This is a genomic window from Cupriavidus sp. 05T42 (genome assembly GCF_056396345.1).
Map to the genome: position 1 here is coordinate 46,241 of NZ_JBFTLH010000019.1, position 26,447 is coordinate 72,687.

The 26,447-nt window shown below is 66.5% G+C and carries 19 protein-coding genes; 16 read left to right on the forward strand and 3 right to left on the reverse strand.

Annotation, left to right across the window (positions count from 1 at the left end):
• The first annotated feature begins 446 nt into the window (after window positions 1–446).
• Genes smc through def form a run of 4 tightly spaced genes read left to right on the forward strand, consistent with a single transcriptional unit; the run spans window position 447 to window position 8,020 of the window.
• Window positions 447–3,962, forward strand: coding sequence for a chromosome segregation protein SMC (smc, locus tag AC1EJR_RS21875; protein ID WP_477113704.1), 3,516 nt, complete (start codon window positions 447–449; stop codon window positions 3,960–3,962).
• A gap of 1 nt (window position 3,963) precedes the next feature.
• Window positions 3,964–5,325, forward strand: a complete 1,362-nt coding sequence (locus AC1EJR_RS21880; protein ID WP_441590799.1) for a cell division protein ZipA C-terminal FtsZ-binding domain-containing protein — start codon at window positions 3,964–3,966, stop codon at window positions 5,323–5,325.
• Between the two features lie 11 nt (window positions 5,326–5,336).
• Window positions 5,337–7,490 carry an NAD-dependent DNA ligase LigA gene (gene ligA / locus AC1EJR_RS21885; protein ID WP_092297598.1) on the forward strand — a complete coding sequence of 718 codons (2,154 nt, stop codon included), beginning with the start codon at window positions 5,337–5,339 and terminating at the stop codon, window positions 7,488–7,490.
• On the forward strand, window positions 7,487–8,020 hold the full coding sequence (gene def / locus AC1EJR_RS21890) for a peptide deformylase (RefSeq protein ID WP_477113705.1): 534 nt from the start codon (window positions 7,487–7,489) through the stop codon (window positions 8,018–8,020). The genes ligA and def overlap by 4 nt, the downstream gene beginning before the upstream one ends.
• Window positions 8,021–8,070: 50 nt before the next feature.
• Here the strand turns inward: def and AC1EJR_RS21895 are convergent, their stop codons facing one another.
• From AC1EJR_RS21895 to map, 3 genes are all read right to left on the reverse strand, one after another.
• Entirely contained in the window at window positions 8,071–9,996 is a 1,926-nt protein-coding gene (locus AC1EJR_RS21895) for a pseudouridine synthase (RefSeq protein WP_441590801.1), read from the reverse strand.
• A gap of 30 nt (window positions 9,997–10,026) precedes the next feature.
• The gene (locus AC1EJR_RS21900; protein ID WP_092297604.1) at window positions 10,027–12,600 is read right to left on the reverse strand and encodes a [protein-PII] uridylyltransferase; all 2,574 of its coding nucleotides are present in this window, start codon (window positions 12,598–12,600) and stop codon (window positions 10,027–10,029) included.
• 79 nt (window positions 12,601–12,679) lie between these two features.
• Complete coding sequence (map, locus tag AC1EJR_RS21905; protein ID WP_092297607.1) at window positions 12,680–13,498, reverse strand: type I methionyl aminopeptidase; 819 nt, start codon at window positions 13,496–13,498, stop codon at window positions 12,680–12,682.
• 334 nt (window positions 13,499–13,832) lie between these two features.
• Here map and rpsB point away from each other — a divergent pair, with 334 nt between their 5' ends.
• The 12 genes from rpsB (at window position 13,833) to fabZ (ending at window position 26,425) form a co-directional block, all read left to right on the forward strand.
• Window positions 13,833–14,576, forward strand: a complete 744-nt coding sequence (gene rpsB / locus AC1EJR_RS21910; RefSeq protein ID WP_092297610.1) for a 30S ribosomal protein S2 — start codon at window positions 13,833–13,835, stop codon at window positions 14,574–14,576.
• Window positions 14,577–14,829: 253 nt separating this feature from the next.
• Window positions 14,830–15,708 (forward strand): translation elongation factor Ts, encoded by an 879-nt coding sequence (tsf, locus tag AC1EJR_RS21915; RefSeq protein WP_092297613.1) that lies wholly within the window; start codon window positions 14,830–14,832, stop codon window positions 15,706–15,708.
• 336 nt (window positions 15,709–16,044) lie between these two features.
• The gene (pyrH, locus tag AC1EJR_RS21920) at window positions 16,045–16,755 is read left to right on the forward strand and encodes a UMP kinase (protein ID WP_092297616.1); all 711 of its coding nucleotides are present in this window, start codon (window positions 16,045–16,047) and stop codon (window positions 16,753–16,755) included.
• A gap of 108 nt (window positions 16,756–16,863) precedes the next feature.
• Window positions 16,864–17,424 (forward strand): ribosome recycling factor, encoded by a 561-nt coding sequence (gene frr, locus AC1EJR_RS21925; RefSeq protein ID WP_092297619.1) that lies wholly within the window; start codon window positions 16,864–16,866, stop codon window positions 17,422–17,424.
• Between the two features lie 48 nt (window positions 17,425–17,472).
• A complete protein-coding gene (locus AC1EJR_RS21930) occupies window positions 17,473–18,243 on the forward strand; it encodes an isoprenyl transferase (protein WP_092297622.1) in 771 nt (256 codons plus the stop codon).
• Between the two features lie 55 nt (window positions 18,244–18,298).
• Entirely contained in the window at window positions 18,299–19,120 is an 822-nt protein-coding gene (locus AC1EJR_RS21935) for a phosphatidate cytidylyltransferase (RefSeq protein ID WP_441590804.1), read from the forward strand.
• A 30-nt stretch (window positions 19,121–19,150) separates the two neighbouring features.
• Window positions 19,151–20,329: a 1-deoxy-D-xylulose-5-phosphate reductoisomerase gene (gene ispC / locus AC1EJR_RS21940; protein ID WP_092297628.1), complete on the forward strand. Its 1,179-nt coding sequence runs from the start codon at window positions 19,151–19,153 to the stop codon at window positions 20,327–20,329.
• Window positions 20,330–20,383: 54 nt separating this feature from the next.
• Window positions 20,384–21,787: an RIP metalloprotease RseP gene (rseP, locus tag AC1EJR_RS21945; protein WP_092297631.1), complete on the forward strand. Its 1,404-nt coding sequence runs from the start codon at window positions 20,384–20,386 to the stop codon at window positions 21,785–21,787.
• A gap of 144 nt (window positions 21,788–21,931) precedes the next feature.
• Window positions 21,932–24,271, forward strand: coding sequence for an outer membrane protein assembly factor BamA (gene bamA, locus AC1EJR_RS21950; protein ID WP_369823500.1), 2,340 nt, complete (start codon window positions 21,932–21,934; stop codon window positions 24,269–24,271).
• A gap of 21 nt (window positions 24,272–24,292) precedes the next feature.
• Window positions 24,293–24,820, forward strand: a complete 528-nt coding sequence (locus tag AC1EJR_RS21955; RefSeq protein ID WP_092297637.1) for an OmpH/Skp family outer membrane protein — start codon at window positions 24,293–24,295, stop codon at window positions 24,818–24,820.
• A gap of 49 nt (window positions 24,821–24,869) precedes the next feature.
• The gene (gene lpxD / locus AC1EJR_RS21960; protein WP_092297640.1) at window positions 24,870–25,976 is read left to right on the forward strand and encodes a UDP-3-O-(3-hydroxymyristoyl)glucosamine N-acyltransferase; all 1,107 of its coding nucleotides are present in this window, start codon (window positions 24,870–24,872) and stop codon (window positions 25,974–25,976) included.
• Window positions 25,973–26,425 (forward strand): 3-hydroxyacyl-ACP dehydratase FabZ, encoded by a 453-nt coding sequence (gene fabZ / locus AC1EJR_RS21965; protein ID WP_092297643.1) that lies wholly within the window; start codon window positions 25,973–25,975, stop codon window positions 26,423–26,425. Before lpxD ends, fabZ begins: the two co-directional genes overlap by 4 nt.
• The last annotated feature ends 22 nt before the right edge of the window (window positions 26,426–26,447 follow it).

Here is a 26,447-nt window from a genome sequence, read left to right on the forward strand (position 1 = left end):
GATCTCCAGGCAAATCGCGACCTGCAGGCGGCGTGTGACGGCCGGATGACGGTCGAGCGGCGGGGAGGGCGCTTCGCGCCGGAGGGGCTCCGGGGTCACGCCAGCATTCCAAGAGACTAGCACTAACCCTAGGAAGTTTCTTTTGGATTTGCCGCGTGGGCGTCGCATCGCGGTGTTGCGGTCACGCAGCAGCCACCTCGAAACCGCTTGCATGAATAGACGCAACTCGTGGAAAAGCAAGGATTTTCCGGGCGGGGAATGGGAGGTCCAAAACGCCGCCCATCGGGCGATAAAGCGGCCGGACGAACGGTGCGCGATGGTATGATTACCGCCAATCTAATCGGGCCCCAACGGGTCGCATGAGACGTAGACGTCACGTCGCGTCGAGCGCCTCCGGGGCAGCCCGGCTTTTCCAACATTCGTAACGCCCAAACCACACGACAACCGTGCGACTGTCCTCGATCAAGCTGGCGGGCTTCAAGTCCTTCGTCGATCCCACCAATTTTCAAGTGCCCGGCCAACTGGTCGGCATCGTCGGTCCCAACGGCTGCGGCAAATCCAACATCATCGACGCCGTGCGTTGGGTGCTGGGTGAGTCACGCGCGTCCGAACTGCGTGGCGAATCCATGCAGGACGTCATCTTCAACGGTTCCACCGCGCGCAAGCAGGCCGGGCGCGCCAGCGTGGAACTGGTGTTCGACAACGCCGAAGGCCGCGCCGCCGGCCAGTGGAGCCAATACGCCGAAGTGGCCGTCAAGCGCGTGCTGACCCGCGAGGGCACCTCCTCGTACTACATCAACAACCAGCCGGTGCGCCGGCGCGACATCCAGGACATCTTCCTTGGCACCGGCCTCGGGCCGCGCGCCTACGCCATCATCGGGCAGGGCATGATCTCGCGGATCATCGAGGCCAAGCCCGATGACATGCGGATTTTCCTGGAAGAGGCCGCGGGCGTCTCCAAGTACAAGGAACGCCGCCGCGAGACCGAAAACCGCCTGGGCGACACGCGCGAGAACCTGACCCGCGTGGAAGACATCCTGCGCGAACTCGGCGCCAACCTCGACAAGCTGGAAGGCCAGGCCGAGGTGGCCCAGCGCTTCAAGACGCTGCATGCCGACGGCGAGGAAAAGCAGCAACTGCTGTGGCTGCTGCGCAAGCGCGAGGCCCAGGCCGAGCAGGAGCGCCATGCGCGCGCCATCGAGCAGGCCCAGATCGACCTGGAAGCCCAGACCGCCCAGCTACGCCATGTGGAAGCCGAGCTGGAGACGATGCGCGCGGCGCACTACGCCGCGTCGGACGGCATGCACGCCGCACAGGGCGCGCTGTACGAAGCCAATTCCGAGGTCAGCAAGCTCGAAGCCGAGATCCGCTATGTGGTGGAGTCGCGCAATCGCGTGCAGGCGCAGATCGCCGCGCTGACCACCCAGCGCGAGCAATGGCAGGGCAAGGCCGAGCAGGCCACCGAGGAACTGGCGCAGGCCGAGGAAAACCTCGCCCTGTCCGAGGCCCGCACCATCGAGGCGCAGGACGCCGTGGCGCAGAAGTCCGACGAACTGCCGACGCTGGAAGGCCAGTGGCGCGATGCCCAGCAACTGCTGAACGAGCAGCGCGCCGGCATCATGCAGGCCGAGCAGACGCTGAAGCTCGAGGCCGCCCAGCAGCGCAGTGCCGACCAGATGCTCCAGCAGCTGGAGCAGCGCAAGGAACGCCTGTCACTGGAAGACAAGGGGCTCGACCGCCCCGACGAGACCCGTCTGGAAGAACAACGCGGCGAACTGGCCGAGCAGGAAGCGATGCTCGAGGAAGCCCAGGCCTTGCTGATGGACAGCGAGGACCGCGTGCCGCGCCTGGACGGCGAGCGCCGCAGCGCGCAGGAGCGCGTGCAGAGCGAGGCCGCCGCCATCGCCGCGCTGGAAGCCCGCCTCTCCGCGCTGCGCCAGCTGCAGGAAAACGTGCAGACCGAAGGCAAGGTCCAGCCGTGGCTGGAGCGCCATGGTCTGGCCGAGCTGCCGCGCCTGTGGAAGAAGGTTCATATCGAGCCGGGCTGGGAAAACGCGCTCGAATCCGTGCTGCGCGAGAAGTTGGCCGCACTGGAAGTGTCCAACCTGGACTGGGTCAAGGCCTTCCTGTCCGATGCCCCGCCCGCCAAGCTGGCCTTCTACTCGCCGCCGTCCGCCGCGCGGCCCGTGGACGCGCCGGCCGGCCTGCGTCCGCTGATGTCGCTGGTGCAGATCACCGAGCCGGGCATCCGCGCGGTCATGCAGGACTGGCTGGCCGACATCTACACCGCCACCGACATGGCACAGGCGCTGGCCGGGCGCGGCACGCTGCCCGAGGGCGCGCAGTTTGTCGTCGCCGAAGGTCACCTGGTGGGCCGCAACGCGATCCAGATCTACGCTGCCGATTCGGAGCAGGCCGGCATGCTGGCCCGCGAGCAGGAAATCGAAAACCTGCAGAAGCAGGCGCGCGCGCAGATGCTGCTGTCCGACGAGGCCAAGACCCAGGCCGTGCGCGCGGAGTCGGCCTACACCCAGGCCAGTCAGGCGCTGGCCGAGGCCCGCACCCGTGCCGAGCAGGCCACGCGGCGCGTGCACACGTTGCAGATGGACGTGCTCAAGCTGTCGCAGGCGATGGAGCGATTCTCCGCCCGGAGCGGCCAGATCCGCGAGGAACTGTCGGAGATCGAGGCCCAGATCGAGGAACAGCGCGCCGTGCGTGCCGAGTCCGAGGCGACCTTCGAGCAGCACGACACCCAGCTGGCCGAGATGCAGGCGGCCCACGAAGACCACCAGATGGCCTTCGAGGCGCTGGACGGCAAGCTGACCGGCGCGCGCCAGCAGTTGCGCGATTTCGAACGGGCTGCGCAGGAGGCGGTGTTCGGCGAGCGCAATCTGTCCGGCCGCATCGACGAACTGCGCCGCAATATCCAGATGGCGGCGGACCAGTCCGAGCGGATCGCCGAATCGCTGGAAAACGCACGCGTCGAGCTTGAGACGATCAACGAGCAGACCGCCCACACCGGCCTGCAAGAGGCGCTGGAAGTGCGCGCCGAGAAGGAAGAGAAGCTGTCGGCGGCGCGCATCGAGCTGGATGCGCTGTCCGCACAGCTCCGCCAGTTCGACGAACAGCGCCTGGCCGCCGAGCGCAGCCTGCAGCCGCTGCGCGACCGCATCACCGAGTTGCAGCTCAAGGAGCAGGCTGCGCGCCTGAACCAGGAGCAGTTCACCGAGCAACTGACGACCGCGCAGGTCGACGAGGTGGCGCTGGCCGAGAAGCTGACCGGCGACCTGAAGCCGTCCTACCTGCAAGGCGAGGTCACGCGTATCAACAACGCGATCAACGCGCTGGGCCCGGTCAACATGGCCGCGCTCGATGAACTGTCCGCCGCGCGCGAGCGCAAGACCTTCCTCGATGCCCAGTCGGCCGACCTGAACGACGCCATCAACACGCTCGAGGACGCCATTGCGAAGATCGACCAGGAGACGCGCGCGCTGCTGCAAGGCACGTTCGACCAGGTCAACCATCACTTCGGCGAGCTGTTCCCGCAGCTGTTCGGTGGCGGCCAGGCGCGCCTGATCATGACCGGCGAGGAAATCCTCGATGCCGGCGTGCAGGTGATGGCCCAGCCCCCGGGCAAGAAGAACTCGACGATTCACCTGCTGTCCGGCGGCGAGAAGGCGCTGACCGCGATTGCGCTCGTGTTCGCGATGTTCCAGCTCAACCCGGCGCCGTTCTGCCTGCTGGACGAGGTGGACGCGCCGCTCGACGATGCCAATACCGAGCGCTACGCCAACATGGTGGCGCACATGTCCGACAAGACCCAGTTCGTGTTTATTTCTCACAACAAGATAGCGATGGAGATGGCCCACCAGCTGATCGGCGTGACCATGCAGGAGCAAGGCGTGTCGCGGATCGTGGCGGTGGATATGGATGCAGCAGTGTCTATGGCGGAGGCCGCTTGAGATGGAACTGCAAAACGCTCTGATCATCGCCGGTGTCATCCTGTTGCTGTTGCTGGTGGCGTACAACCGCTGGCAGATCCACAAGGCGCGCCGCGTGCGGCCGCTGATGCCTGACGACGACCTGCCGCCCATGCGCGAGCCGGTGGTGGGCAAGACCGTGCATCCCGAGACGGCCGCCAAGCTGCAGGAGCTGCCGCCCGAGCACATCGCCCGGCGCGAGCCCACGCTAGGCGAGGCTGGCAAGATGGCCAGGCCTGAGGTGAAGCCAGCCACCCGGCAGGAGTCGAAGCACGACGCCGAGGTAGCCACTGCCACCGCCGCCGCGCATGCAGCCGCAGGTTCGGCCGATGCGGACGAGATCGTCGCCGACGAAGTGGCCGTGGCGGCATCGCCGGCCATGGCGCAGCCTGCCAGCCGGAATGAGCAAGCCGACGAGGACAGCGATCAGGCCCAAACCGCCACCGTGGCGGCGCCCGCGCCGAAGCCCGCCGCCCCGGAGGCCGCCCCCGCTGGGATGGACGGCCAGCCGGCCCAGGCGGTGATCGACCCGCTGATCGACTGCATCGTGCCGATGCACCTTGAACGCAAGGCGTCTGGCGACCGCATCCTGCCGCTGACGGGCCGGCTGCGCCGCGCCGGGACCAAGCAGGTCCATATCGAGGGCCTGCGTGCCGAAGCCAACGCCTGGGAGCCGGTGACTGCCGGCCACCAGTACGAGGACATCCAGGTCGCCGTGCAGCTGGCCAACCGCAGCGGCCCGCTGAACGCGCTGGAGTTCTCCGAATTCGTCAATGCCGTGGAGGCGCTGGCCGAGGCGCTCGATGCATCGGCAGACCTCCCCGACATGACCGAGACCGTCGCCAACGCCCGCGAGTTGGACGGCTTTGCCGCCGGCGCCGACGTGCAGCTTGGCGTGAACGTGATTTCCGATGGCGCGCCGTGGTCGGCCGCCTATGTGCAGACCGTGGCCACGCAGGACGGGCTGGTGCTGTCTCGCGACGGCACGCGCTTCATCCGCTATGAACCGGGCGCCGATGGCGTGCAGAAGCCGCTGTTCACGCTCCAGTTCGGCGACACGAACTTCCTGCGCGATGACCTGACCGTCAACGCCGGCCGCCAGATCACGCTGCTGCTGGACGTGCCGCAGGCCGCGCAGGCCGTCAAGCCGTTCAAGACCGTGTGCGAGTACGGCTACAGCCTCGCCCAGCGCATGGGCGCCCAGCTCGTGGACGACAACATGCGGCCGCTGACCGAGGCTTCGTTCGTGGCGATCTTCGCCCAGCTCGAAAAGCTGTACGAGAAGCTCGAGGCGCGCGGCATGCCCGCCGGCTCATCGGCGGCCCAGCGCCTGTTCAGCCTGTAAGGAAGCCTGCCATGACCGCCAAGACTCAGGGCGCGCAGGCTCCGGCCTCCGCGCCCCCCGGCGCGTTGCCGGCCGACGCCGCCGCCACCGCGCGCGTGCAATGGCTGCGCGATGAACTCGATCGCCACGCCTACCAGTATTACGTGCTCGATGATCCGTCGATTCCGGACGCCGAGTACGATGCGCTGTTCAGCGAACTCCAGGCGCTGGAGACCGAGCATCCCGACTTGCTGACCGACGATTCGCCCACGCAGCGCGTGGGCGGCGCGCCGCTGTCCGCGTTCGACTCCGTGCGGCATCGCGTGCCGATGCTGTCGCTGAATAACGGCTTCGCCGACGAGGACGTCGTCAATTTCGACCGCCGCTGCGCCCAGGGGCTGGGCCGGACCGCCGCCGCGCCCGCGCCGGCTGACGACCTGTTCAGCGCCGCCGAGGCGACCGATCAGGCCGTGGAATACGCCTGCGAACTGAAGTTCGACGGTCTGGCCATGTCGCTGCGCTATGAGGACGGCAAGCTCGTGCAGGCCGCCACGCGCGGCGACGGCGAGACCGGCGAGGATGTGACCGTCAACGTGCGAACCATCAAGGCGATTCCGCTGAAGCTGCGCGGCAAGGCGCCGGCCGTGCTGGAAGTGCGCGGCGAGGTCTTCATGTACCGCGCCGAGTTCGACAAGCTCAACGCGCGCCAGGCCGAGGCCGGCGAGAAGACCTTCGTCAATCCGCGCAACGCGGCCGCCGGCAGCCTGCGGCAGCTCGATCCGCGCATCACGGCCAAGCGCCCGCTGTCTTTCTTCGCCTACGGTATCGGCGAGTTGCAGGGCGCGGACCGGCCCGCCACCCACAGCGTAATGCTCGACGGCTTTGCCGGGCTGGGCCTGCCGGTCTGCACCGAGCGCCAGGTGGTGAAGGGGGCGCAGGGCCTGCTGGCCTTCTATCGCGATATTGGCGCGCGCCGCGACCAGCTGCCGTACGACATCGACGGCGTGGTCTACAAGGTCAACGCGATTGCCGAGCAGGAGCAGCTTGGCTTCGTCTCGCGCGCGCCGCGCTTTGCGCTGGCGCACAAGTTCCCGGCGCAGGAGATGACGACGACCGTCGAGGACATCGAGGTGCAGGTGGGCCGCACGGGCGCCATCACGCCCGTGGCGCGGCTCGCGCCGGTGTTCGTGGGCGGCGTGACCGTGACCAACGCCACGCTCCACAACGAGGACGAGATCCGTCGCAAGGATGTGCATATCGGCGATACGGTGATCGTGCGCCGAGCCGGCGACGTGATTCCCGAGGTGGTGGCCGTGGTGCTGGAACGGCGCCCGGCTGACGCGCGCGCGTTCGTCATGCCGACCACCTGCCCGGTGTGCGGCTCGCACGTGGAGCGGCTGGAGGACGAGGCCATCGCCCGTTGCACCGGCGGCCTGATCTGCGCCGCGCAGCGCAAGCAGGCGCTGCTGCACTTCGCCCAGCGCCGTGCGATGGACATCGAGGGCCTGGGCGACAAGGTGGTGGAGCAACTGGTCGATCTGGGCATTGTCCGCACCCCGGCGGACCTCTTCAAGCTCGGCGTAGCCAAGCTGGCCGCGCTGGACCGGATGGCCGACAAGTCGGCGACGAACCTCGTGGCCGCCATCGACAAGTCGCGCAGCACCACGCTGAACCGCTTTATCTTCGCGCTGGGCATCCGCCACGTGGGCGAGGCCACGGCCAAGGATCTCGCCAAGCACTTTGGCAAGCTGGACAACCTGCTGGCCGCCGACGAGGCCGCGCTGCTCGACGTCAACGACGTCGGGCCGGTGGTGGCGCAGTCGATCGCCAACTTCCTGGGCGAGCCGCACAACGTGGAGGTGGTCGAGCAACTGCGCGCCGCCGGCGTACACTGGCCGGAGAGCGAGCCTGCGGCCCGCGCGCCGCTGCCGCTGGCCGGCAAGACCTTCGTGCTGACCGGCACGCTGCCGACGCTTTCGCGCGAGGACGCCAAGGCGCGGCTGGAAGCGGCCGGCGCCAAGGTGGCCGGCTCGGTGTCGAAGAAGACCGACTACGTGGTGGCTGGCGCCGAGGCGGGCAGCAAGCTCGAAAAGGCGCAGGCGCTCGGCGTGGCGGTGATCGACGAGGATGGCATGTTGGCGCTACTGGCCGACGCCACGGGCGCACAACCGGAGGACGCGCAATGATCCGTGACATTTTGAAGATGGGAGATTCGCGCCTGACGCAGGTGGCGCGGCCCGTGACTGCGTTCAACACGCCCGAGCTGCGCGTGCTGATCGACGATATGTTCGACACGATGGCGCACGCCAACGGCGCCGGCCTGGCCGCGCCGCAGATTGGCGTGGACCTGCAGGTGGTGATCTTCGGCTTCGACAGCAACCCGCGCTATCCGGACGCCCCGATGGTGCCGAAGACGGTGCTGATCAATCCGGTGCTGGAACCGCTCTCCGACGAGATGGAAGAGGGCTGGGAAGGGTGCCTGTCGGTGCCGGGGCTGCGAGGCGTGGTGCCGCGCCATGCCCGACTGAAGTATTCGGGATTCGACCCGATGGGGAAACCGATCGAGCGGGTGGCCGATGGCTTCCATGCGCGCGTGGTGCAGCATGAGTGCGACCACCTGATCGGCGTGCTGTACCCGATGCGGGTGAAGGACTTCACGCGCTTCGGCTTCACCGAGGTGCTGTTCCCGGAGCTGCCGGCGAACTACGACGATTGAGGCGGCTGGCCTCCCTCACCGCTTGCCGGCGAGGGAGGCGCAACCTGACGTCAGAACTTCTCGAACGCCCCCAGGAAGCGCCACTGGCCCGGCGGCAGGTCGCCCAGCACGATGCGGCCCATGCGCACGCGCTTCAGGCCCACCACGCGCAGGCCAACCTGCTCGCACATGCGGCGAATCTGGCGCTTGCGGCCTTCGCGCAACACGAAGCGCAGCTGCTCCTCGTTCTGCCAGCTCACCTTGGCGGGCTTCAGCGGCACGCCGTCGAGCGACAGGCCGTGGCGCAGCCGCTCGATCTCCTCGGCCGGAAACACGGTGCTGATGTCTCGCTCGACCGGACCTTCCGGCGATTCCCAGACCACGCGGACCAGATATTCCTTCTCCACATTCGAGTCGTCGCCGATCAGCGCGCGTGCCACGCGGCCGTCCTGCGTCAGCACGAGCAGGCCGGTGGAGTCGATATCGAGACGGCCGGCCGGGGCCAGGTTCTTGCGCTGCCACGGCTGGAAACGCTTGCGGGTGGGGTCTTCGGCCCACTGGTTCTCGGGCGCGAACAGCACGGCGGCCGGCTCGTAGCCGTCTTCGGCCTGACCTGAGACATAGCCGACAGGCTTGTTGATCAGCACGGTCACGCGCTCGCCCTGTTCGGAGCGGGCGGCCTGCAGGATCTCGATCTCGGCGTCGGGGCGGACGCGCGAACCCAGTTCGGTCACGGCCTTGCCGTCCACGTGCACCCAGCCACGCGGAATCCACTCGTCGGCCTCGCGGCGCGAGCAGAGGCCCAGCTCCGACATGCGCTTGGACAGGCGGATGAGACCGTCGTCGTTGGCCTCCGCCTGCTGCCGGACCGGCTCGCGCGCCTCGGCGCGGGGCGCCGGACGCTCGGGTCGCACCGGGCGCGCACGATCGGCGGTGTCGCTGAAGCGACGGGTCGGCGCGGCAGGACGGCGCGCGTCATCGCCATCGGCACGACGCTGCGGCGGACGGCGCTCGTCATCGCCATAACGGCGCGGCGGGCGGGCTTCGTCCTCACCGAAACGGCGCGGACGCGGCGCGCCGCGGTCGTCATTGCCGAAGCTGCGCTGGGGCGGACGGCGGTCGTCGCCGCTGAAACCACGCTGCGGGGGACGGCGGTCATCGCCGCTGAAGCCGCGTTGCGGGGGGCGGCGGTCATCGCCGCTGGAACCACCCTGCGGCGGGCGGCGCTCGTCATCGCCATACCGGCGCGGCGGGCGGGCTTCATCGTCACCGAAACGGCGCGGACGCGGCGCGCCGCGATCATCGTTGCCGAAGCTGCGCTGGGGCGGGCGGCGGTCGTCGCCGCCGAAGCCACGTTGCGGGGGACGGCGATCATCGCCGCCGAAGCCACGTTGCGGCGGGCGGCGCTCGTCATCGCCATAACGGCGCGGCGGGCGGGCCTCGTCATCGCCGAAACGGCGGGGACGCGGCGCACCGCGATCATCGTTCCCGAAGCTGCGCTGGGGCGGACGGCGATCATCGCCGCCGAAGCCACGTTGCGGCGGGCGGCGTTCGTCATCGCCATAGCGGCGCGGCGGACGGGCTTCGTCGTCACCAAAACGACGGGGGCGGGGCGGACGGTCGTCGCCACCGGCGCCACGCTGGGGCGGACGGCGGTCATCGCCGCTGAAACCACGCTGCGGCGGGCGTCGCTCGTCGTCGCCATAGCGGCGCGGCGGCCGATCCCCCTCGGGGCGCGGACGGGCAGGGCGCGCCGGGCGCTCTCCACGATCCGCCCGATCAGGCCGGGCGGCGCCCTCGGCGGGAGCGGCCTTGCGCTTGTTGCGCTCGCCCGCGCGTTCCCGCGCCTCCTTGATGCCCGTCACCACGTCCTGCACGCGCTTGCGGTTCAGGTCGGAGACGCGCACCGGGCGGGTGGGCTTGCGCGGCGCGTCCGAGGTGGACGTGGCGGTCTTGATGCCCAGCGTCTTGCGGCCGGGCGTTTTGCTGTCTGTCATATCGTTGCGTTTGCCCGACCCGCATTGCCATCAGATGGCTAGCGCGTCGAGCAAATCCTGTTCAAGCTGAATCTGCAATCGGTTGTCGGCGGCAAGACGGCTGCCATCGACCAGGAACACGTCTTCGACGCGCTCCCCCAGGGTGTTGATGCGCGCCGAATGCACGGACACGCGATGTTGGGCCAGTACGCGGGCGATCGCGTAGAGCAGGCCGGTTCGGTCGTTGGCGGACAGGGACAGCAGGTAGAACTGCCCGCGCTCGTCGGCCCGCAGGTCCACGCGGGGCTTGATCGGGAAGCTGCGCGACTGGCGCGACAGCCGGCCCTGCGCCGGATCGGGCAGCGGGCACTCCAGCCGCAGCCGTTCCGCCAGTTCGTGTTCGACCAACGCGAGGATGTCGCGATAGTCGCCCGCCAGGCCAGGGTCGGTCACCTGGAAGGTGTCCAGCGCGTAGCCGTGGCGTGTGGTGTGGATCTTGGCGTCCTGAATCGAGAACGCCTTTCGTTCGAAATAGCCGCAGATGCGCGCGAAGAGGTCAGGCTGGTCCTTGACGTAGACGGCAATCTGCAGGCCCTCGCCAGCCGGCGAGATGCGTGCCTTGACCACCGCCGCGTCGCTATCCACCTTGTTGAACAGATGGCGCGTGAGCCAGGCGATGTCGCGGGCATCGTGGCGCAGGAAGAACGAGACGTCGAGCTTGTCCCAGAGCGGCCTGCCCAGTTCGGGGTCGAACGCCTTGAGCCGCAACTGGGCGATGGTGTCGTCCCGGCGCTGGGCCCATAGCGAATGCGGGTCGAGCTGCGCGCCGCCGAGCACGCGCAGCGTGATGCGGTACAGGTCTTCGAGCAGCTTGCCCTTCCAGGCATTCCACACCTTGGGGCTGGTGCCGCGGATATCGGCCACGGTCAGCAGGTAGAGCGCGGTCAGGTAGCGTTCATTGCCCACCACGCCGGCGAAGGCCTTGACCACGTCCGGATCGGTCAGGTCCTGCTTCTGCGCCACGTGGCTCATGGTCAGGTGATGCTCGACGAGCCAGGCGATCAGGTCGGTGTCCTCGCGCGAAATGCCGTGCTGCTTGCAGAAGCGGCGCGCATCGACGGTGCCGAGCTTGGAGTGGTCCCCGCCCCGGCCCTTGGCGATGTCGTGGAACAGCGCGGCCACCCAGAGCACCCACGGGCGGTCGAAGCTGGCCATCAACTGGCTGCAGAACGGGAACTCGTGCGTGTGCTCGACGATGGCGAAGCGGCGGATATTGCGCACCACCATCAGGATGTGCTGGTCCACGGTGTAGACGTGGAACAGGTCGTGCTGCATCTGGCCGACGATGCGCCGGAAATTGATCAGGTAGCGGCCCAGCACGCTGGTCTGGTTCATCAGCCGCAGCGCGTGGGTGATACCCTGCGGCTCTTGCATGATGGCCAGGAACAGGCGGCGGTTCTCGGGATCGTTGCGCCAGCTCGCGTCCATGACCGTGCGCGCGTTGTAGAGCCCGCGCAGCGTACGGGGGGAGATGCCTTTCACGCCCGGCGTGCGCTCGTAGAGCAGGAAGGTCTCCAGGATTGCGTGCGGATCGCGCTCGTACAGGTCGTCGCTGGTGATTTCCAGCATGCCCTGGCGTTCCACGAAGCGGTCGTTGATCACGCGTGTGACCTTCGATTCACTCGGAAACAGCATCGCCTCGATATTGAGCAGCAGTACGCTGTTGAGCTGCGTCACCGCCTTGGCGGCCCAGTAGAAGCGGCGCATCAACTGTTCGCTGGCGCGCTTGTGCGTGGTCTGCCGATAGCCGAAGGACTCGGCCAGCGCGGTTTGCAGGTCGAACACCAGCACGTCCTGGCGGCGGCCGGCCAGCAGGTGCAGCCGTGCGCGAATCGTGCGCAACAGGCGCTCGTTGCGGGTGAGTTCCTGCGCCTCGCGCTCGGTCAGCAGGCCGCGCTCGAACAATTCCTTCCAGCTGTCGCCGAGGCCCGCCGCCTGCGTCATCCACAGGATGACCTGCAGGTCGCGCAGGCCGCCCGGGCTTTCCTTGCAGTTGGGCTCCAGCGCGTAGGGCGTGTCCTGGTACTTGGCGTGGCGCTGGCGCATTTCCAGCAGCTTGGCCTGGAAGAAGTCGGCGGCGTCGAGGTCCGCCAGATAGCGCCGGTGCATGTCGGCGAACAGTGCTTTGTTGCCGATCAGCAGGCGCGCTTCGAGCAGCGAGGTGCGGATGGTGATGTCGCCCGCCGCCTCGCGCAGGCAGTCGTCGACGGTACGTACCGACGAGCCGATCTCGAGTCCCAGGTCCCAGCACAGGCCGATGAAGCGCTCCAGCTTGCCCGCCATCTCCGCGTCCGGCTCGGCCGGCAGCAGGAGCAGCACGTCCACGTCGGAATGCGGGAACAGCTCGCCACGGCCATAGCCACCCACCGCCACCAGCGCGGCGCTGGCGGGCAACTCCAGGCCGGTCCAGGCATCGATCAACGCGGCATCCACGGCACGGCGCAGCCGCGTGACCAGCGGATTGACCTGATTGTGCGCGTCGAATTCGGCGAAGAGCGCTTGCTTGTCGGCGCGCAGCTTGTCGCGGATGCGCTGGCAAAGCAGGAGTTCCGGCGTGGTGTCCATGGTGGGGGCGGTGTGGGTCGCGGGCACGGCTGGAAGTAGAAAGGGCGCCGCGGTCGGCGCCCTGGCGGTCAACGCGGCGTCAGGCCGCGACGGGTTCGGTAATGAAGGCCGGCGGCACGGGCGAGCCGGCCGACAGCGTCAGCACCTCGAAGCCGGTGTCCGTCACCAGCACGGTGTGCTCCCACTGCGCGGACAGGCTGCGGTCACGCGTCTTCACGGTCCACTGGTCGGGCATGGTGCGGATGTCGCGCTTGCCGGCGTTGATCATCGGCTCGACGGTGAAGATCATGCCGGACTTGATCTCGGTGCCCGTGTTGGGGCGGCCATAGTGCAGCACCTGCGGGTCCGAGTGGAACACCTTGCCGATGCCGTGGCCGCAGTACTCGCGCACCACGCTGTAGCCGGAAGCTTCGGCGTGCACCTGGATGGCATGGCCGATATCGCCCAGGCGTGCGCCATTGCGCACTTGCTGGATACCCTTCCACATGCACTCGTAGGTAACCTGCGCCAGGCGCTTGGCCAGGATCGAACCCTCGCCCACGATGAACATGCGGCTGGTGTCGCCGTAATAGCCTTCCTTCGTGATTACGGTGATATCGAGATTCACCGCGTCGCCGCTCTTGAGCACGCGGTCGCCCGGAATGCCGTGGCAGATCACGTCGTTGACCGAGGTGCAGATCGCGCCGGGGAAGGGCGGGTAGCCCGGCGGCGCGTAGTTCAGCGGCGCCGGCACGGTGCCTTGCACGTCACGCATATAGGCGTGGCAGAGCTTGTCGAGTTCGCCCGTGGTCACTCCGGGGACGATATGGGGCGTGATGTAGTCGAGGACCTCGGAGGCAAGGCGGCAAGCCACGCGCATTTGGGCGATGTCTTCGGCGGTATTCAGGTGGATGCTCATGCTGCTTCGCCAGAAATAAGTGACGGCGGGGCCGCGGGCCGCGCCGGTAATCGATTCGCAAAGTGGGATTATCGCACCATCGCGCCCCGAAAGCAGGGATTTGGCGGCGCCCGGGCCAAGAATTGGCGGGCTGGCGGGTGCGCGAGGGGCCAGACAGGGCTTGAGCCCGACGCCATTTTGTTGCTACAATCGCGGGCTGACTTGCTGCTGGCTGATGCCGGTGGCGGGTCGGGAAGCAAATTTTATTAGTAAATCGCTGGTCCGCCCATCCGGGGTGTTCCTTTTCAGGAATGTCGGGGCGGACTTCAGACCTAACCCTATTGGAGTACCTCTCATGTCCGTGACTATGCGCGAAATGCTGGAAGCCGGTTGCCACTTTGGCCACCAAACCCGCTTCTGGAACCCGAAGATGGCCCCCTTCATCTTCGGTCATCGCAACAAGATCCACATTATCAACCTCGAAAAGACCCTGCCGATGTTCCAGGACGCGATGAAGTACGTGCGTCAACTGGCAGCAAACCGCGGTAGCGTGCTTTTCGTAGGTACCAAGCGTCAATCGCGCGAAATCCTGGCTGAAGAAGCTGGCCGCGCTGGCATGCCCTACGTCGACGCCCGCTGGCTCGGCGGCATGCTGACGAACTTCAAGACCGTCAAGATCTCGATCAAGCGCCTGAAGGACATGGAAGCCGCCAAGGAAGCCGGCGCGCTGGACACCATGAGCAAGAAGGAAGCGCTGATGTTCGAGCGCGAGATGGCCAAGCTGGAAAAGTCCATCGGCGGCATCAAGGACATGGGCGGCGTGCCTGACGCCATCTTCGTGGTGGACGTGGGCTACCACAAGATCGCCGTGACGGAAGCCGCCAAGCTGGGCATCCCCGTGATCGGCGTGGTTGACACGAACCACTCGCCGGAAGGCATCGATTACGTGATCCCGGGTAACGACGACTCGAGCAAGGCCGTGGCCCTGTACGTGCGCGGCGTGGCCGACGCCATCCTGGAAGGCCGCGCCAATGCGGTTCAGGAAGTGGTGGAAGCTGCACGTGGCGGCGACGAATTCGTCGAAGTCCAGGAAGGCTGATTGCCCGCTGGCGCCTGAGGCCGGGGTACACCGGCCGCCGGCGCCCGCCTTGCGGCACATGGAAAAGGGGGCACTTCTGGCGCCCCCTTTTTGCAAACTGCGAAACGCAGTGCGCCGCAAGCTGAAACTGACTTTGTTGTCATCCGCCGCGAATACGATTCGCCGCGGGTGAGCCGGACCCAAGTTGATCAGACACCGGCGGGTGTCCCGGAAGCAGGCGGGACATCGGCCCGAACCAATCAAGGAGTGACAAATGGCGGCAATTACCGCAAGCATGGTTGCAGAACTGCGCGCGAAGACCGACGCGCCGATGATGGAATGCAAGAAGGCCCTGACGGAAGCCAATGGCGACCTGGACAAGGCTGAAGAGCTGCTGCGCGTCAAGCTGGGCAACAAGGCCAGCAAGGCTGCGTCGCGCGTGACCGCCGAAGGCGTGGTGGCCTCGTACATCGACGGCACGACCGGCGTCCTGGTCGAGCTGAACTGCGAAACCGACTTCGTGTCGAAGAACGACGACTTCCTGGCTTTCTCGGCCAAGGTCGCCGAACTGATCGCCAAGCAGAACCCGGCTGACGTGGCTGCCCTGTCGGCGCTGGAAATCGACGGCGTGTCGGTGGAAACCACCCGTGCCGCGCTGATCGGCAAGATCGGCGAGAACCTGACGATCCGCCGCTTCACCCGCTACGCCAATGGCGGCAAGCTGGTGTCGTACCTGCACGGCACGCGCATCGGCGTGATGGTCGAGTTCGACGGCGACGAAACCGCCGCCAAGGACGTGGCCATGCACGTGGCCGCCATGAAGCCGGTGTCGCTGTCGTCGGACCAGGTGCCCGCCGAGCTGATCGCCAAGGAGCGCAGCATCGCCGAGCAGAAGGCTGCCGAGTCGGGCAAGCCGGCCGAGATCGTCGCCAAGATGGTCGAAGGCTCGGTCCAGAAGTACCTGAAGGAAGTCTCGCTGTTCAACCAGCCGTTCGTGAAGAACGACAAGCAGACCGTCGAGCAGATGCTGAAGGCCGTCAACACCACGGTGAAGGGTTTCACCCTGTACGTGGTGGGCGAGGGCATCGAGAAGAAGCAGGACGACTTCGCTGCTGAAGTGGCCGCCCAGGTGGCTGCCGCCCAGAAGGGCTGATCGTCAGGGTGGGGGAGCGGCCTTTTTCGTTAAGGGCCGATTCCGCCACCGTATAATGCCGAGGGGCGCCGCAAGGTGCCCCTCTGCACAAGCGCGTCAGGCAGAATGCCGGGCGCCGCGGCTGTATCAGTCGATTTCCGCAGTCACCTGCATGTTGGGCGAGGTTCGCGTAACGATGCCGGCAGATGACAGCGAAAACCGGCTTCGAGCTGTCCCGCAATTCCGTATTTCCGCGCGGCCCTGAGCCAAGCCGGGGTCACAAGCCCCGGCAGCCCGGCTCGCGCGCGCCAATCCATCCGTTCGAACGAGCGATCAAGAACCAGCCCGAGGGTGAACATGCCAGCCTACAAGCGCGTCCTACTTAAACTTTCCGGTGAGGCCCTGATGGGCGACGATGCCTTCGGCATCAACCGCGCCACCATCGAGGGCATGGTCAACGACATTGCCGAGATCGTGAAGCTGGGCGTCCAGGTCGCCGTGGTCATCGGCGGCGGCAACATCTTCCGTGGCGTGGCCGGCGGCGCCGCCGGCATGGACCGTGCCACGGCCGACTACATGGGCATGCTGGCCACCATGATGAACGCGCTGGCCCTGCAGGACGCCATGCGCCACGCGAATATCGAAGGCCGCGTGCAATCGGCGCTGCGCATGGACCAGGTGGTCGAGCCTTATATCCGCCCGCGCGCCATCCGCCAGCTGGAAGAGGGCAAGGTCGTGATTTTCGCGGCCGGCACCGGCAACCCGTTCTTCACCACCGACACCGCCGCCGCGCTGCGCGGCGCGGAAATCGGCGCGGAAGTCGTGCTCAAGGCCACCAAGGTGGACGGCGTGTACACGGCCGACCCCAAGAAGGACCCCAGCGCCACGCGCTACACCACCATCACGTTCGACGAGGCCATCTCGCGCAACCTGCAGGTCATGGACGCCACGGCCTTCGCGCTGTGCCGCGACCAGAAGCTGCCGATCAAGGTGTTCTCCATCGTCAAGCCGGGTGCGCTGAAGCGCGTGATCCTCGGCGAAGACGAAGGTACGCTGGTGCACGTATGACGACGGCGGGCCGCGTCACAATGCGGATTCGGCCCGGCCTGAGAGTAGAATGATTCATTTTCGATCCCGTCCGGCGGGATCCTGTCTGGCTGATTTCCGGAGGTAAACATGAGCGTCGCCGACACAAAGAAGAGCGCCGAGCAGAAGATGCAGAAGTCGATCGAAGCCTTCAGGGCCGATCTGGCGAAAATTCGTACCGGTCGTGCCCACACCGGTCTGCTCGATCACGTCCAGGTGGACTACTACGGCTCGATGGTGCCGATCAGCCAGGTGGCCAATGTCGGCCTGGCCGATGCGCGCACGATCAGCGTGCAGCCCTGGGAGAAGAAGATGGTGGGCGCGGTGGAAAAAGCCATCCGCGACGCCGACCTGGGCCTGAACCCGGCCACCATGGGTGAAACCATCCGTGTGCCGATGCCCGCACTGACCGAAGAGCGCCGCAAGGAGCTGACGAAGGTGGTCAAGGGCGAGGCCGAAGGTGCCAAGGTGGCCGTGCGCAACCTGCGCCGCGACGCCATGGAGCAGTTCAAGAAGCTCGTCAAGGACAAGACCATTTCCGAGGACGACGAGCGCCGCGGCCAGGATGAAGTCCAGAAGCTGACGGACAAGTTCGTGGCCGAGATCGACAAGCTCGTGGCCGAAAAAGAAAAGGAGATCATGACGGTCTGACGGCCGCCCGGCGGGAACCCCGCCGGCCCCGTCCCCGTCCGCGAATCCATGCAGCACATCAGTTCGACGCTCGGCGTTCCCGATACCACTTACGTGCCCCGCCACGTTGCCATCATCATGGATGGCAACGGCCGTTGGGCGACCCAGCGTCATCTGCCCCGCGTGGCAGGCCACAGCCGTGGCCTGGACGCGGTACGCGCGGTGGTGGAGGCCTGTGCCACCCGCGGCGTGCAGTTCCTCACGCTGTTCGCGTTCAGTTCGGAGAACTGGCGCCGTCCGGCGGATGAGGTGTCGTTCCTGATGCGCCTGTTCATGACCGCCTTGCGCCGCGAGGTGGTCAAGATGCATGCCAATGACATCCGCGTGCGCGTGGTGGGCGACCTCGGGCGCTTCAGCCCGCGCATCCAGCAGCTGATCCGCGATGCGGAGGCCCGCACCGCCGGCAATACCGGCCTGACGGTGACCATCGCCGCGAACTACGGCGGCCGCTGGGACCTGCTTCAGGCCATGCGCAAGATGCTGGCCCGCTCGCCGATGCTCGACCCGGATGCCATCGACGAGGCTGTGCTGGCGCCGCACCTGGCGATGTCCTATGCGCCCGAGCCGGACCTGTTCATTCGCACCGGCGGCGAGCAGCGCATCAGCAATTTCCTGCTATGGCAGCTCGCGTATTCCGAGCTGTACTTCACCGATACCTACTGGCCCGATTTCGACGCCGCCGAGCTGGACAAGGCTTTCGCCTCGTACCGGCAGCGCGAGCGGCGCTTTGGCCGGACCAGCGCCCAACTGGTGGCGCCCGGTCTGTCTGGTACGGCCTGAGCGGCTCGCCGCGACCGGCCTGTCCTGATCCCACCTTCAAAGGAAACCGCAGCGCATGCTCATCACCCGCGTCATCACCGCCCTGTGCCTGTTGCTGTTGATCCTGCCGATCCTGTTCCTGGCGCCCGTGATGTGGCTGGCGGGGCTGATCGCCGTGATCGTGCTGCTGGCCGGATGGGAGTTCGGGCGACTGATCGGGCTGCGCCGTTTCTGGCCCTACGTCTACGCGGTGGCCTGCCTGCTGGTGCTGATTTACTTCCATGACGCGCCCGAACGCCGTGCCATCCATTTCCTGCTGGCCGCCGCGTTGGTGGCCTGGGGCGTGGCGCTGGTGCTGCTGGCACGGGGCGTGCGCAAGGCGACGCCGGGGTTCACGGTGCTTGGCGCCATCCTTGGGCTGATCATGCTGCCAGCGTTCGGTCACGCCGTGATGGTGCTGCGGGCCGAAGGCATCGCGGTACTGCTGTCGGCGGCCGTGCTGGTCTGGGCGGCCGATATCGGCGCCTATTTCGTCGGCAAGGCCATCGGCAAGCGCAAACTGGCGCCGACCATCAGCCCGGGCAAGTCCTGGGAGGGTGCGATTGGCGGCTGGCTGCTGGTGATGATCGTGGCCGTGGCGCTTGGCACCACCCATGCCTTCGCACCGACCTGGTTTTCGCGCGTCGCCGATCAGGGTGGGCTGGGGCTGATGATCGGCCTCTCCACGCTGCTCGTGGCGGCCAGCGTTATCGGCGACCTGTTCGAGTCGCTGCTCAAGCGTCAGATCGGCAAGAAGGACAGCAGCCGGCTGCTGCCCGGGCACGGCGGCGTACTCGATCGCATCGACGCGCTCATTCCGGTGTTCCCGCTGGCGGCGCTGCTGCTGGCCTGGATGTGATCACAATCTGAATTTGGTTATCTGGTTCCTATGCAACGCATTACCATCCTGGGCGCCACGGGCTCCATCGGCGAAAGCACACTCGACGTAGTGCGTCGGCATCCGGACCGCTACACCGTGCATGCGTTGAGCGCCCACCGTCAGGTGGAGAAGCTGGCAGCGGCCTGCGTGGAATTCCGCCCGGCGCGTGCCGTGGTGGGCTCCGCCGATGCGGCACGCCAGCTCGAGACGCTGCTGCGCGATGCCGGCGTAAAGACCGAGGTCAGCTACGGCGAAGCCGCGCTGGAGTCGATCGCCGCCGATGACGGCACCGATGCCGTGATGGCCGCCATCGTCGGCGCGGCCGGGCTCCGTTCCTCGCTCGCCGCCGCACGGGCGGGCAAGCGCGTGCTGCTGGCCAACAAGGAATCGCTGGTCATGTCGGGCGCCATCTTCATGGACGCGGTGCGCGAGCACGGCGCCACGCTGCTGCCCATCGACAGTGAACACAACGCGATCTTCCAGTGCCTGCCGACCAGCGACCCGCGCTACGGCGCGGGCGTGTCCAAGGTGCTGCTAACCGCGTCGGGTGGCCCGTTCCGGACGCGTGATCCGTCCACCTTGCACGACATCACGCCCGATCAGGCCTGCGCCCACCCCAAATGGGTGATGGGCCGCAAGATCTCGGTGGATTCCGCCACGATGATGAACAAGGGGCTCGAGGTCATCGAGGCCCATTGGCTGTTCGGCGCTCCGGCGGACAAGATCGAGGTGCTGATCCACCCGCAAAGCATCGTTCATTCGATGGTGGCGTACGCCGATGGTTCGGTGCTCGCCCAGCTTGGCAACCCCGACATGCGCACGCCCATCGCCTATGGCATGGCGTACCCGGAGCGGATCGACTCCGGGGTGAGCCCGCTCGACCTGACCGTCGCCGGCGGCCTGCATTTTGAGATTCCTGACCTTGATCGCTTCCCCTGCCTGGGGCTAGCCTTTGATGCATTGCGCGCGGGCGGGCTAGCCCCCGCCGTGCTGAACGCCGCGAACGAGGTGGCCGTGGAGGCCTTCCTCGGCGGGGCGATCCGATTTACCGATATTGCCCGCGTGGTAGCCGGCGTGCTCGAGCAGCCGCAGTCTGGCTCGGCCGAGACACTCGAAGGCGTGCTGGCGGCCGATGCTGCGGCACGGCGTGCCGCGCAGGCATTGCTGACGCGGCTGGCCAGCCGCTAAGTAGGTAGCGCCGTCGCGCCTCGGCGCGGCTAGCTCTGGAGAGGGTGATTTGTCATGCAGACCGTAATTGCGTTCGTCGTCGCCCTGTGCATTCTGATTTTCGTGCACGAGATGGGGCACTACCTGGCCGCTCGCGCGTGCGGCGTCAAGGTGTTGCGGTTCTCGATCGGCTTCGGCCGGTCGTTGGCGCGCTGGACCAGCAAGGGGCCTGACCGCACCGAGTGGACGCTCGCTGCGATCCCCCTGGGCGGCTACGTCAAGATGCTCGACGAGCGCGAGCGGGACCCCGAGACCGATCCCCCCATCCCCCCGGAAGACCTGCCGCGCGCGTTCAACCGGCAGCCGGTGGGCAAGCGCTTCGTGATCGTCGCAGCCGGGCCGGTGGCCAACTTTGCGCTGGCCATCCTTCTATATATAGTGCTGTTCGCCGGCGGCATGCGCGAGCCGGTACCCCTGGTGGCAACCCCCGCGGCCGGCACCGTCGCTGCCCAGGCCGGTGTGCGGGACGGCGACCGCGTTTTATCGCTGACCGCCAACGACCGGACCGAGCCGGTCCAGTCCTGGAATGACCTCCGCATGGCCGTGTTCGCCGAAGGTTTTGGCGACGCCAGCGCCGTGCTGCGCGTGCGCGGCACCGATGGGGCCGAGCGCGACATCCGGCTGCCTCGCCTGCCCAATACCGGCGGCAATCCCGAACAGGACCCGCTGGCCACGCTCGGCCTGTACCTGAAGGGCGGGCCGGTTACGATTACGGAAATCGTGCCGGATTCGGCGGCGCAGCGGGCTGGGCTGAAGGCCGGCGACCGTGTGGTGGCCTGGCAGGGCCAGCCCCTGACGCAGGCGAGCGAGCTGATCCGCGCGGTACGGGCGCGGCCGGGCGAGCAGGTCACGCTGGGCATAGAACGTAATGGGCAGCGGCTGGATGTGCCGGTCAAGCTGGACGCAGCCCCGGCCCCGGACGGTGCGAAGGACGCCAGCGGGGCGGCGGCAGGCCCCACGGGCAAGCTGGGCGCCGCGCTGAACCAGGCGGTGCAGACCGAGATCGTCCGCTACGCACCGTGGCAGGCCGTGGTGCGGGCAGCCGACCAGGTCTGGAGCACCAGCACGCTGTCCCTGAAACTGCTCGGCAAGATGCTGGTGGGGCAGGCGTCATTGCAGAATCTGAGCGGCCCGCTCACGGTGGCGGACTACGCCGGCCGTGCCGCCAACATGGGTTGGCAGCCGTTTATCAGCTTCCTGGCGCTGGTCAGCGTCAGCCTCGGTGTGCTCAATTTGTTACCCATTCCGGTTCTGGATGGGGGGCATTTGCTGTATTATTGCGTGGAATTTTTGACTGGCAGGCCCGTACCAGATCACTGGCAGGCGATGCTGCAGAAGGTCGGCATCGCGTGCATCTTGCTCCTGACCTCACTCGCTTTGTTCAATGACGTCAGCCGACTGTTTCTTGCGCGCGGCTAGATCCGCGTAGCCGAAACCGGCCGTCGGCCGAAGAAGGTCGCGTCCCGGCGGTGTCGTCGAACCCGTCGGGAGGGGACGGCCTTGTCAGCAAAGCCAGGCGTCATCATGGACGGCGTCGGGACGGCATCGGAGCCAATACCCTGCATGAAATCGAAGAGGAATAGGGGATTCACGTTGATCAGACATAAGCGCATCTCGCTGGGCGTGCTGACGAGTGCCATTATCGCGGCCTGGAGCCCGGCGGGCTGGGCCGCCGACCCGTTTGTGGTCAGGGACATCCGCGTGGAAGGCCTGCAGCGCGTGGAGCCGGGCACTGTGTTCGGCTATCTGCCTGTGCGCGTCGGGGAGACCTTCACCGACGACAAGGGCGCCGATGCGATTCGCGCACTCTACAATACCGGTTTCTTCAAGGACGTGCAGATCCGCGCCGAAGAGGGCGTGCTCGTGGTCCAGGTGGAAGAGCGCCCGGCCATCTCGCAGCTCGAGTTCGTCGGCATCAAGGAATTCGACAAGGACACGCTGCGCCGTTCGCTGCGCGCGGTGGGCGTGGCTGAAGCGCGCTACTACGACAAGGCCCTGATCGACAAGGCCGAGCAGGAGCTGAAGCGCCAGTACGTGGCGCGCGGCTACTACGCTGCCGACGTGCAGACCACGGTGACGCCGGTGGACCGCAATCGCGTGTCCGTGGTGTTCAACGTGGAAGAAGGCCCGGTCGCCAAGATCCGCCAGATCAATATCGTCGGCAACAAGGCTTTCAAGGAAAGCACGCTGCGCGACGAGATGCAGCTCTCCACGCCGAACTGGCTGTCCTGGTACACCAAGAACGACCTGTACTCGAAGCAGAAGCTCACGGCCGACCTGGAAGCGCTGCGCTCGTACTACCTGAACCGCGGCTACCTGGAGTTCCAGATCGAGTCCACGCAGGTCTCGATCACGCCGGACAAGAAGGACATCTTCCTGACGCTGAACATCAAGGAAGGCGATCAGTACAAGGTGTCCGACATTCGCCTGGCCGGCGAACTGCTCGGCAAGCAGGCCGAGATGGAAAAGCTGCTGCAGCTGAAGAAGGGCGATATCTTCTCGTCCGAAAAGCTGACGGCCAGCACCAAGTCCATCACGGATCTGCTGGGTACCTACGGCTACGCGTTCACGACTATCAATCCGCAGCCCCAGGTCAACCAGGAAACGCGCGAAGTGGCGCTGACGCTGATGGTCGACCCCGGCCGCCGCGTGTATGTACGCCGCGTGAACGTGGTGGGCAACAGCAAGACCCGCGACGAAGTGGTGCGCCGCGAAATGCGCCAGATGGAAAGCTCGTGGTTCGACAGCGAGAAGCTCACGCAGTCGCAGGCCCGTATCAACCGTACCGGCTACTTCACGGACACGAATATCACCACCGAGGACGTGGCCGGCGCGCCCGACCAGGTGGATGTCAACGTGAACGTGACCGAGAAGCCGACCGGCCAGATCAGCCTGGGCCTGGGTTTTTCGTCGACTGACAAGCTCGTGCTGCAGGCCGGCTTGCGCCAGGACAACGTGTTCGGCTCCGGTACCAGCCTGGGCCTGGACGTGAACACGGCCAAGTCGTTCCGGACCATCTCGCTGACGCAGTACGACCCGTACTTCACGGTGGATGGCATCAGCCGTTCCACGGACATCTACTACCGTACCTCCCGTCCGCTGTACTACACCGGCGACCAGGACTACAAGATCGTCTCGGCCGGCGGCGGCTTCAAGTTCGGCGTGCCGTTCTCCGAGAATGACACGGTGTTCTTCGGTATCGGTTACGAGCGCACCGAGGTGCATACCTCCGTCAACACGCCGACCCAGTACACCGCGTGGCTGAACAAGATCGGCAAGAGCAGCGGCGACCCGATCAACAACTTCCCGTTCACGATTGGCTGGGCCCGTGACCGTCGCGACAGTGCGCTGATCCCGACCAAGGGTCCATACACGCAGGCCAACCTCGAAGTGGGCGTGCCGGGCGGCGATACGCAGTACTATCGCGCCAGCTTCCAGCAGCAGTACTTCTATCCGATCTCCAAGGCCTTTACACTGGCCTTCAACGGCGAAGTGGCGTACGGCCACGGCTACGGCGACACGCCGTTCCCGGTGTTCAAGTACTTCTACGCCGGTGGTATCGGCTCGGTGCGCGGCTACCAGACCAGCACGCTTGGTCCGAAGGACCAGAACGGCAACCCGGTGGGTGGTGCGTCCAAGCTGATCGGTAACGTGGAATTCGTGTTCCCGCTGCCGGGCTCGGGTGTTGACCGCACGCTGCGCCTGTTCACGTTCTTCGACTTTGGTAACGTGTACCAGGAAGGTGCACCGATTACGTTCAGCGACCTCAAGTACTCGACCGGCTTCGGCATGTCGTGGCTGTCGCCGATCGGCCCGCTGAAGGTCAGCATGGGCTTCCCGCTGAAGAAGGACGATACGGATCGCGTACAGCGATTCCAGTTCCAGATCGGTACCGCGTTCTGATCCCCAAAAAGGATTTGTTTCATGAAACTCCATACACCACTGATGAAATCCCTGAGCGCCGCAGCGCTGGCCGCAGCGGCCCTGTGCGTAGCCGCCCCGGCGATGGCTCAGGAGGCACGCATTGCCGCGGTCAACTCGGAACGTATCCTGCGTGACTCGCAGCCGGCCAAGGCTGCCCAGGTCAAACTCGAGCAGGAATTCTCGAAACGCGATCGCGAACTGCAGGACATGGCCCAGAAGATCAAGGGCATGGCCGACAAGCTCGACAAGGACACGGCTGTGCTGGCCGATTCCGACCGCCAGCGCCGCCAGCGCGAAGTGGCCGATCTCGATCGCGAGTTCCAGCGCAAGCAACGCGAGTTCCGCGAGGACCTGAACCAGCGTCGTAACGAGGAACTGGCCCAGGTACTGGAGCGCGCGAACCGGGTGATCCGTCAGATTGCCGAGCAGCGCAAGTACGATCTGATCGTGCAGGAAGCGGTGTACGTCAATCCACGCATCGACATTACCGATGACGTGATGAAGGCGCTCAACGCCGGCAGCAAGTAAGCGGCGCGCGCTCGTTCGTCGCTGTCTCGTTCTTCAAGGAAGTACCGCCATGCAGACACCCACACTGGGTCAGCTCGCCACCGAAAACGGCGCGCAGGTTGTGGGTGATCCCGACCTCGCCGTGCGCGGCCTGGCGCCGCTCGACCAGGCCGGCCCCGGCGACCTGTCTTTCCTGTCCAATCCGCTGTACCTGCCGCAGGCGCTGGCCTCCAATGCCAGCGCCGTCATCGTCTCGCCGGCCGACCTCGAGCGTATTCGCGCCGATGGCCAGGCCGACGGCCGCAACTGGCTGGTCGCCCGCAACCCGTATGTCTGCTTTGCCCGCGTGGCGCAGCGCTTCGACCGTGAGGCGAATGCCGATCCGCGCACTGGCATCGACCCGCGCGCGAGCGTGGCCGCCGATGCCGTGGTGCCGGCGTCCTGCTTTATCGGCCCCAACGTGGTGATCGAGGCTGGCGCGCGGCTGGGCGAGCGGGTAAGGGTCCTGGCGAATGCCTTTATCGGCGCAGGCGCGGAGATCGGCGACGATACGCTCATTTACGCGAACGTTTCCGTCTATCATCGTTGCGTGGTGGGTGCGCGCAACATCCTGCACAGCGGCGTGGTGGTGGGCGCGGATGGCTTTGGCTTCGCGCCGGACATCGGTCCGGCCGGGGTGGAATACGTCAAAATTCCGCAGGTTGGCCGTGCCGTGCTGGGCAATGACGTGGAAGTGGGCGCCAATACGGCCATCGACCGCGGCGCGATGGCCGATACGGTCATCGAGGAGGGCTGCAAGCTCGACAACCAGGTCCAGATCGCGCACAACGTGCGGGTGGGCGCCCATACGGTCATTGCGGGCTGCGCGGCGGTGGCCGGCAGCACCCGCATCGGCCGTTTCTGCGTGATTGGCGGGTCGGCCAATTTCGCGGGCCATTTGAATATCGCCGACCGGACGACGGTGTCCGGCGGCACCTCGATTACCAAATCGATTACGAAACCCGGGGGGCATTACACCAGCGTGTTTCCGTTCACGACGCATGGCGAGTGGGAGCGCAATGCGGCCATCGTGCGCGGATTGTCCAAGCTGCGCGAGCGCGTGGTCACGCTGGAACGCCGCCTGCGCGGCCAGTCCGCCGGGTCCAATACCAAACAAGACGAAGAGAAATCATCATGACCGCATCCGACATCGACATCCGCAAGATCCTGAAGCTGCTGCCGCATCGGTACCCGATCCTGCTCGTCGATCGCGTGCTGGAGTTCGAGCCGCAGAAGCGGATCAAGACGCTTAAGAACGTCACGATCAACGAGCCGTACTTCATGGGGCACTTTCCCGATCAACCCGTGATGCCGGGCGTGATGATCCTCGAGGCCCTGGCGCAGTCGGCCGGCCTGCTGACCTTCGGCGCCGATATGGAGCGCAAGGAAGGCGCGCTGTACTACTTCGTGGGTATCGATGGCGCGCGCTTCAAGCGTGTGGTCTACCCCGGCGACCAGCTGCACCTGAACGTGACCGTCGAGCGCTACATTCGCGGCATCTGGAAGTTCAAGGCCAGCGCCACCGTGGACGGCGAAATCGCCTGCGAAGCGGAACTGATGTGCACGGTCAAGCAGGCCGAAGGCTGATCGGCGCCGCCGCGCCCACCCA

What these genes read in the sequence shown, in the direction of transcription:
- fabZ (WP_092297643.1), top strand. Translation starts at nt 25,973, where the DNA reads ATGACCGCATCCGACATCGACATCCGCAAGATCCTGAAGCTGCTGCCG.
- AC1EJR_RS21955 (WP_092297637.1), top strand. Translation starts at nt 24,293, where the DNA reads ATGAAACTCCATACACCACTGATGAAATCCCTGAGCGCCGCAGCGCTG.
- rpsB (WP_092297610.1), top strand. Translation starts at nt 13,833, where the DNA reads ATGTCCGTGACTATGCGCGAAATGCTGGAAGCCGGTTGCCACTTTGGC.
- rseP (WP_092297631.1), top strand. Translation starts at nt 20,384, where the DNA reads ATGCAGACCGTAATTGCGTTCGTCGTCGCCCTGTGCATTCTGATTTTC.
- AC1EJR_RS21935 (WP_441590804.1), top strand. Translation starts at nt 18,299, where the DNA reads ATGCTCATCACCCGCGTCATCACCGCCCTGTGCCTGTTGCTGTTGATC.
- AC1EJR_RS21930 (WP_092297622.1), top strand. Translation starts at nt 17,473, where the DNA reads ATGCAGCACATCAGTTCGACGCTCGGCGTTCCCGATACCACTTACGTG.
- frr (WP_092297619.1), top strand. Translation starts at nt 16,864, where the DNA reads ATGAGCGTCGCCGACACAAAGAAGAGCGCCGAGCAGAAGATGCAGAAG.
- lpxD (WP_092297640.1), top strand. Translation starts at nt 24,870, where the DNA reads ATGCAGACACCCACACTGGGTCAGCTCGCCACCGAAAACGGCGCGCAG.
- AC1EJR_RS21880 (WP_441590799.1), top strand. Translation starts at nt 3,964, where the DNA reads ATGGAACTGCAAAACGCTCTGATCATCGCCGGTGTCATCCTGTTGCTG.
- pyrH (WP_092297616.1), top strand. Translation starts at nt 16,045, where the DNA reads ATGCCAGCCTACAAGCGCGTCCTACTTAAACTTTCCGGTGAGGCCCTG.
- map (WP_092297607.1), bottom strand. Translation starts at nt 13,498, where the DNA reads ATGAGCATCCACCTGAATACCGCCGAAGACATCGCCCAAATGCGCGTG.
- tsf (WP_092297613.1), top strand. Translation starts at nt 14,830, where the DNA reads ATGGCGGCAATTACCGCAAGCATGGTTGCAGAACTGCGCGCGAAGACC.
- ligA (WP_092297598.1), top strand. Translation starts at nt 5,337, where the DNA reads ATGACCGCCAAGACTCAGGGCGCGCAGGCTCCGGCCTCCGCGCCCCCC.
- AC1EJR_RS21895 (WP_441590801.1), bottom strand. Translation starts at nt 9,996, where the DNA reads ATGACAGACAGCAAAACGCCCGGCCGCAAGACGCTGGGCATCAAGACC.
- AC1EJR_RS21900 (WP_092297604.1), bottom strand. Translation starts at nt 12,600, where the DNA reads ATGGACACCACGCCGGAACTCCTGCTTTGCCAGCGCATCCGCGACAAG.
- bamA (WP_369823500.1), top strand. Translation starts at nt 21,932, where the DNA reads ATGAAATCGAAGAGGAATAGGGGATTCACGTTGATCAGACATAAGCGC.
- ispC (WP_092297628.1), top strand. Translation starts at nt 19,151, where the DNA reads ATGCAACGCATTACCATCCTGGGCGCCACGGGCTCCATCGGCGAAAGC.
- def (WP_477113705.1), top strand. Translation starts at nt 7,487, where the DNA reads ATGATCCGTGACATTTTGAAGATGGGAGATTCGCGCCTGACGCAGGTG.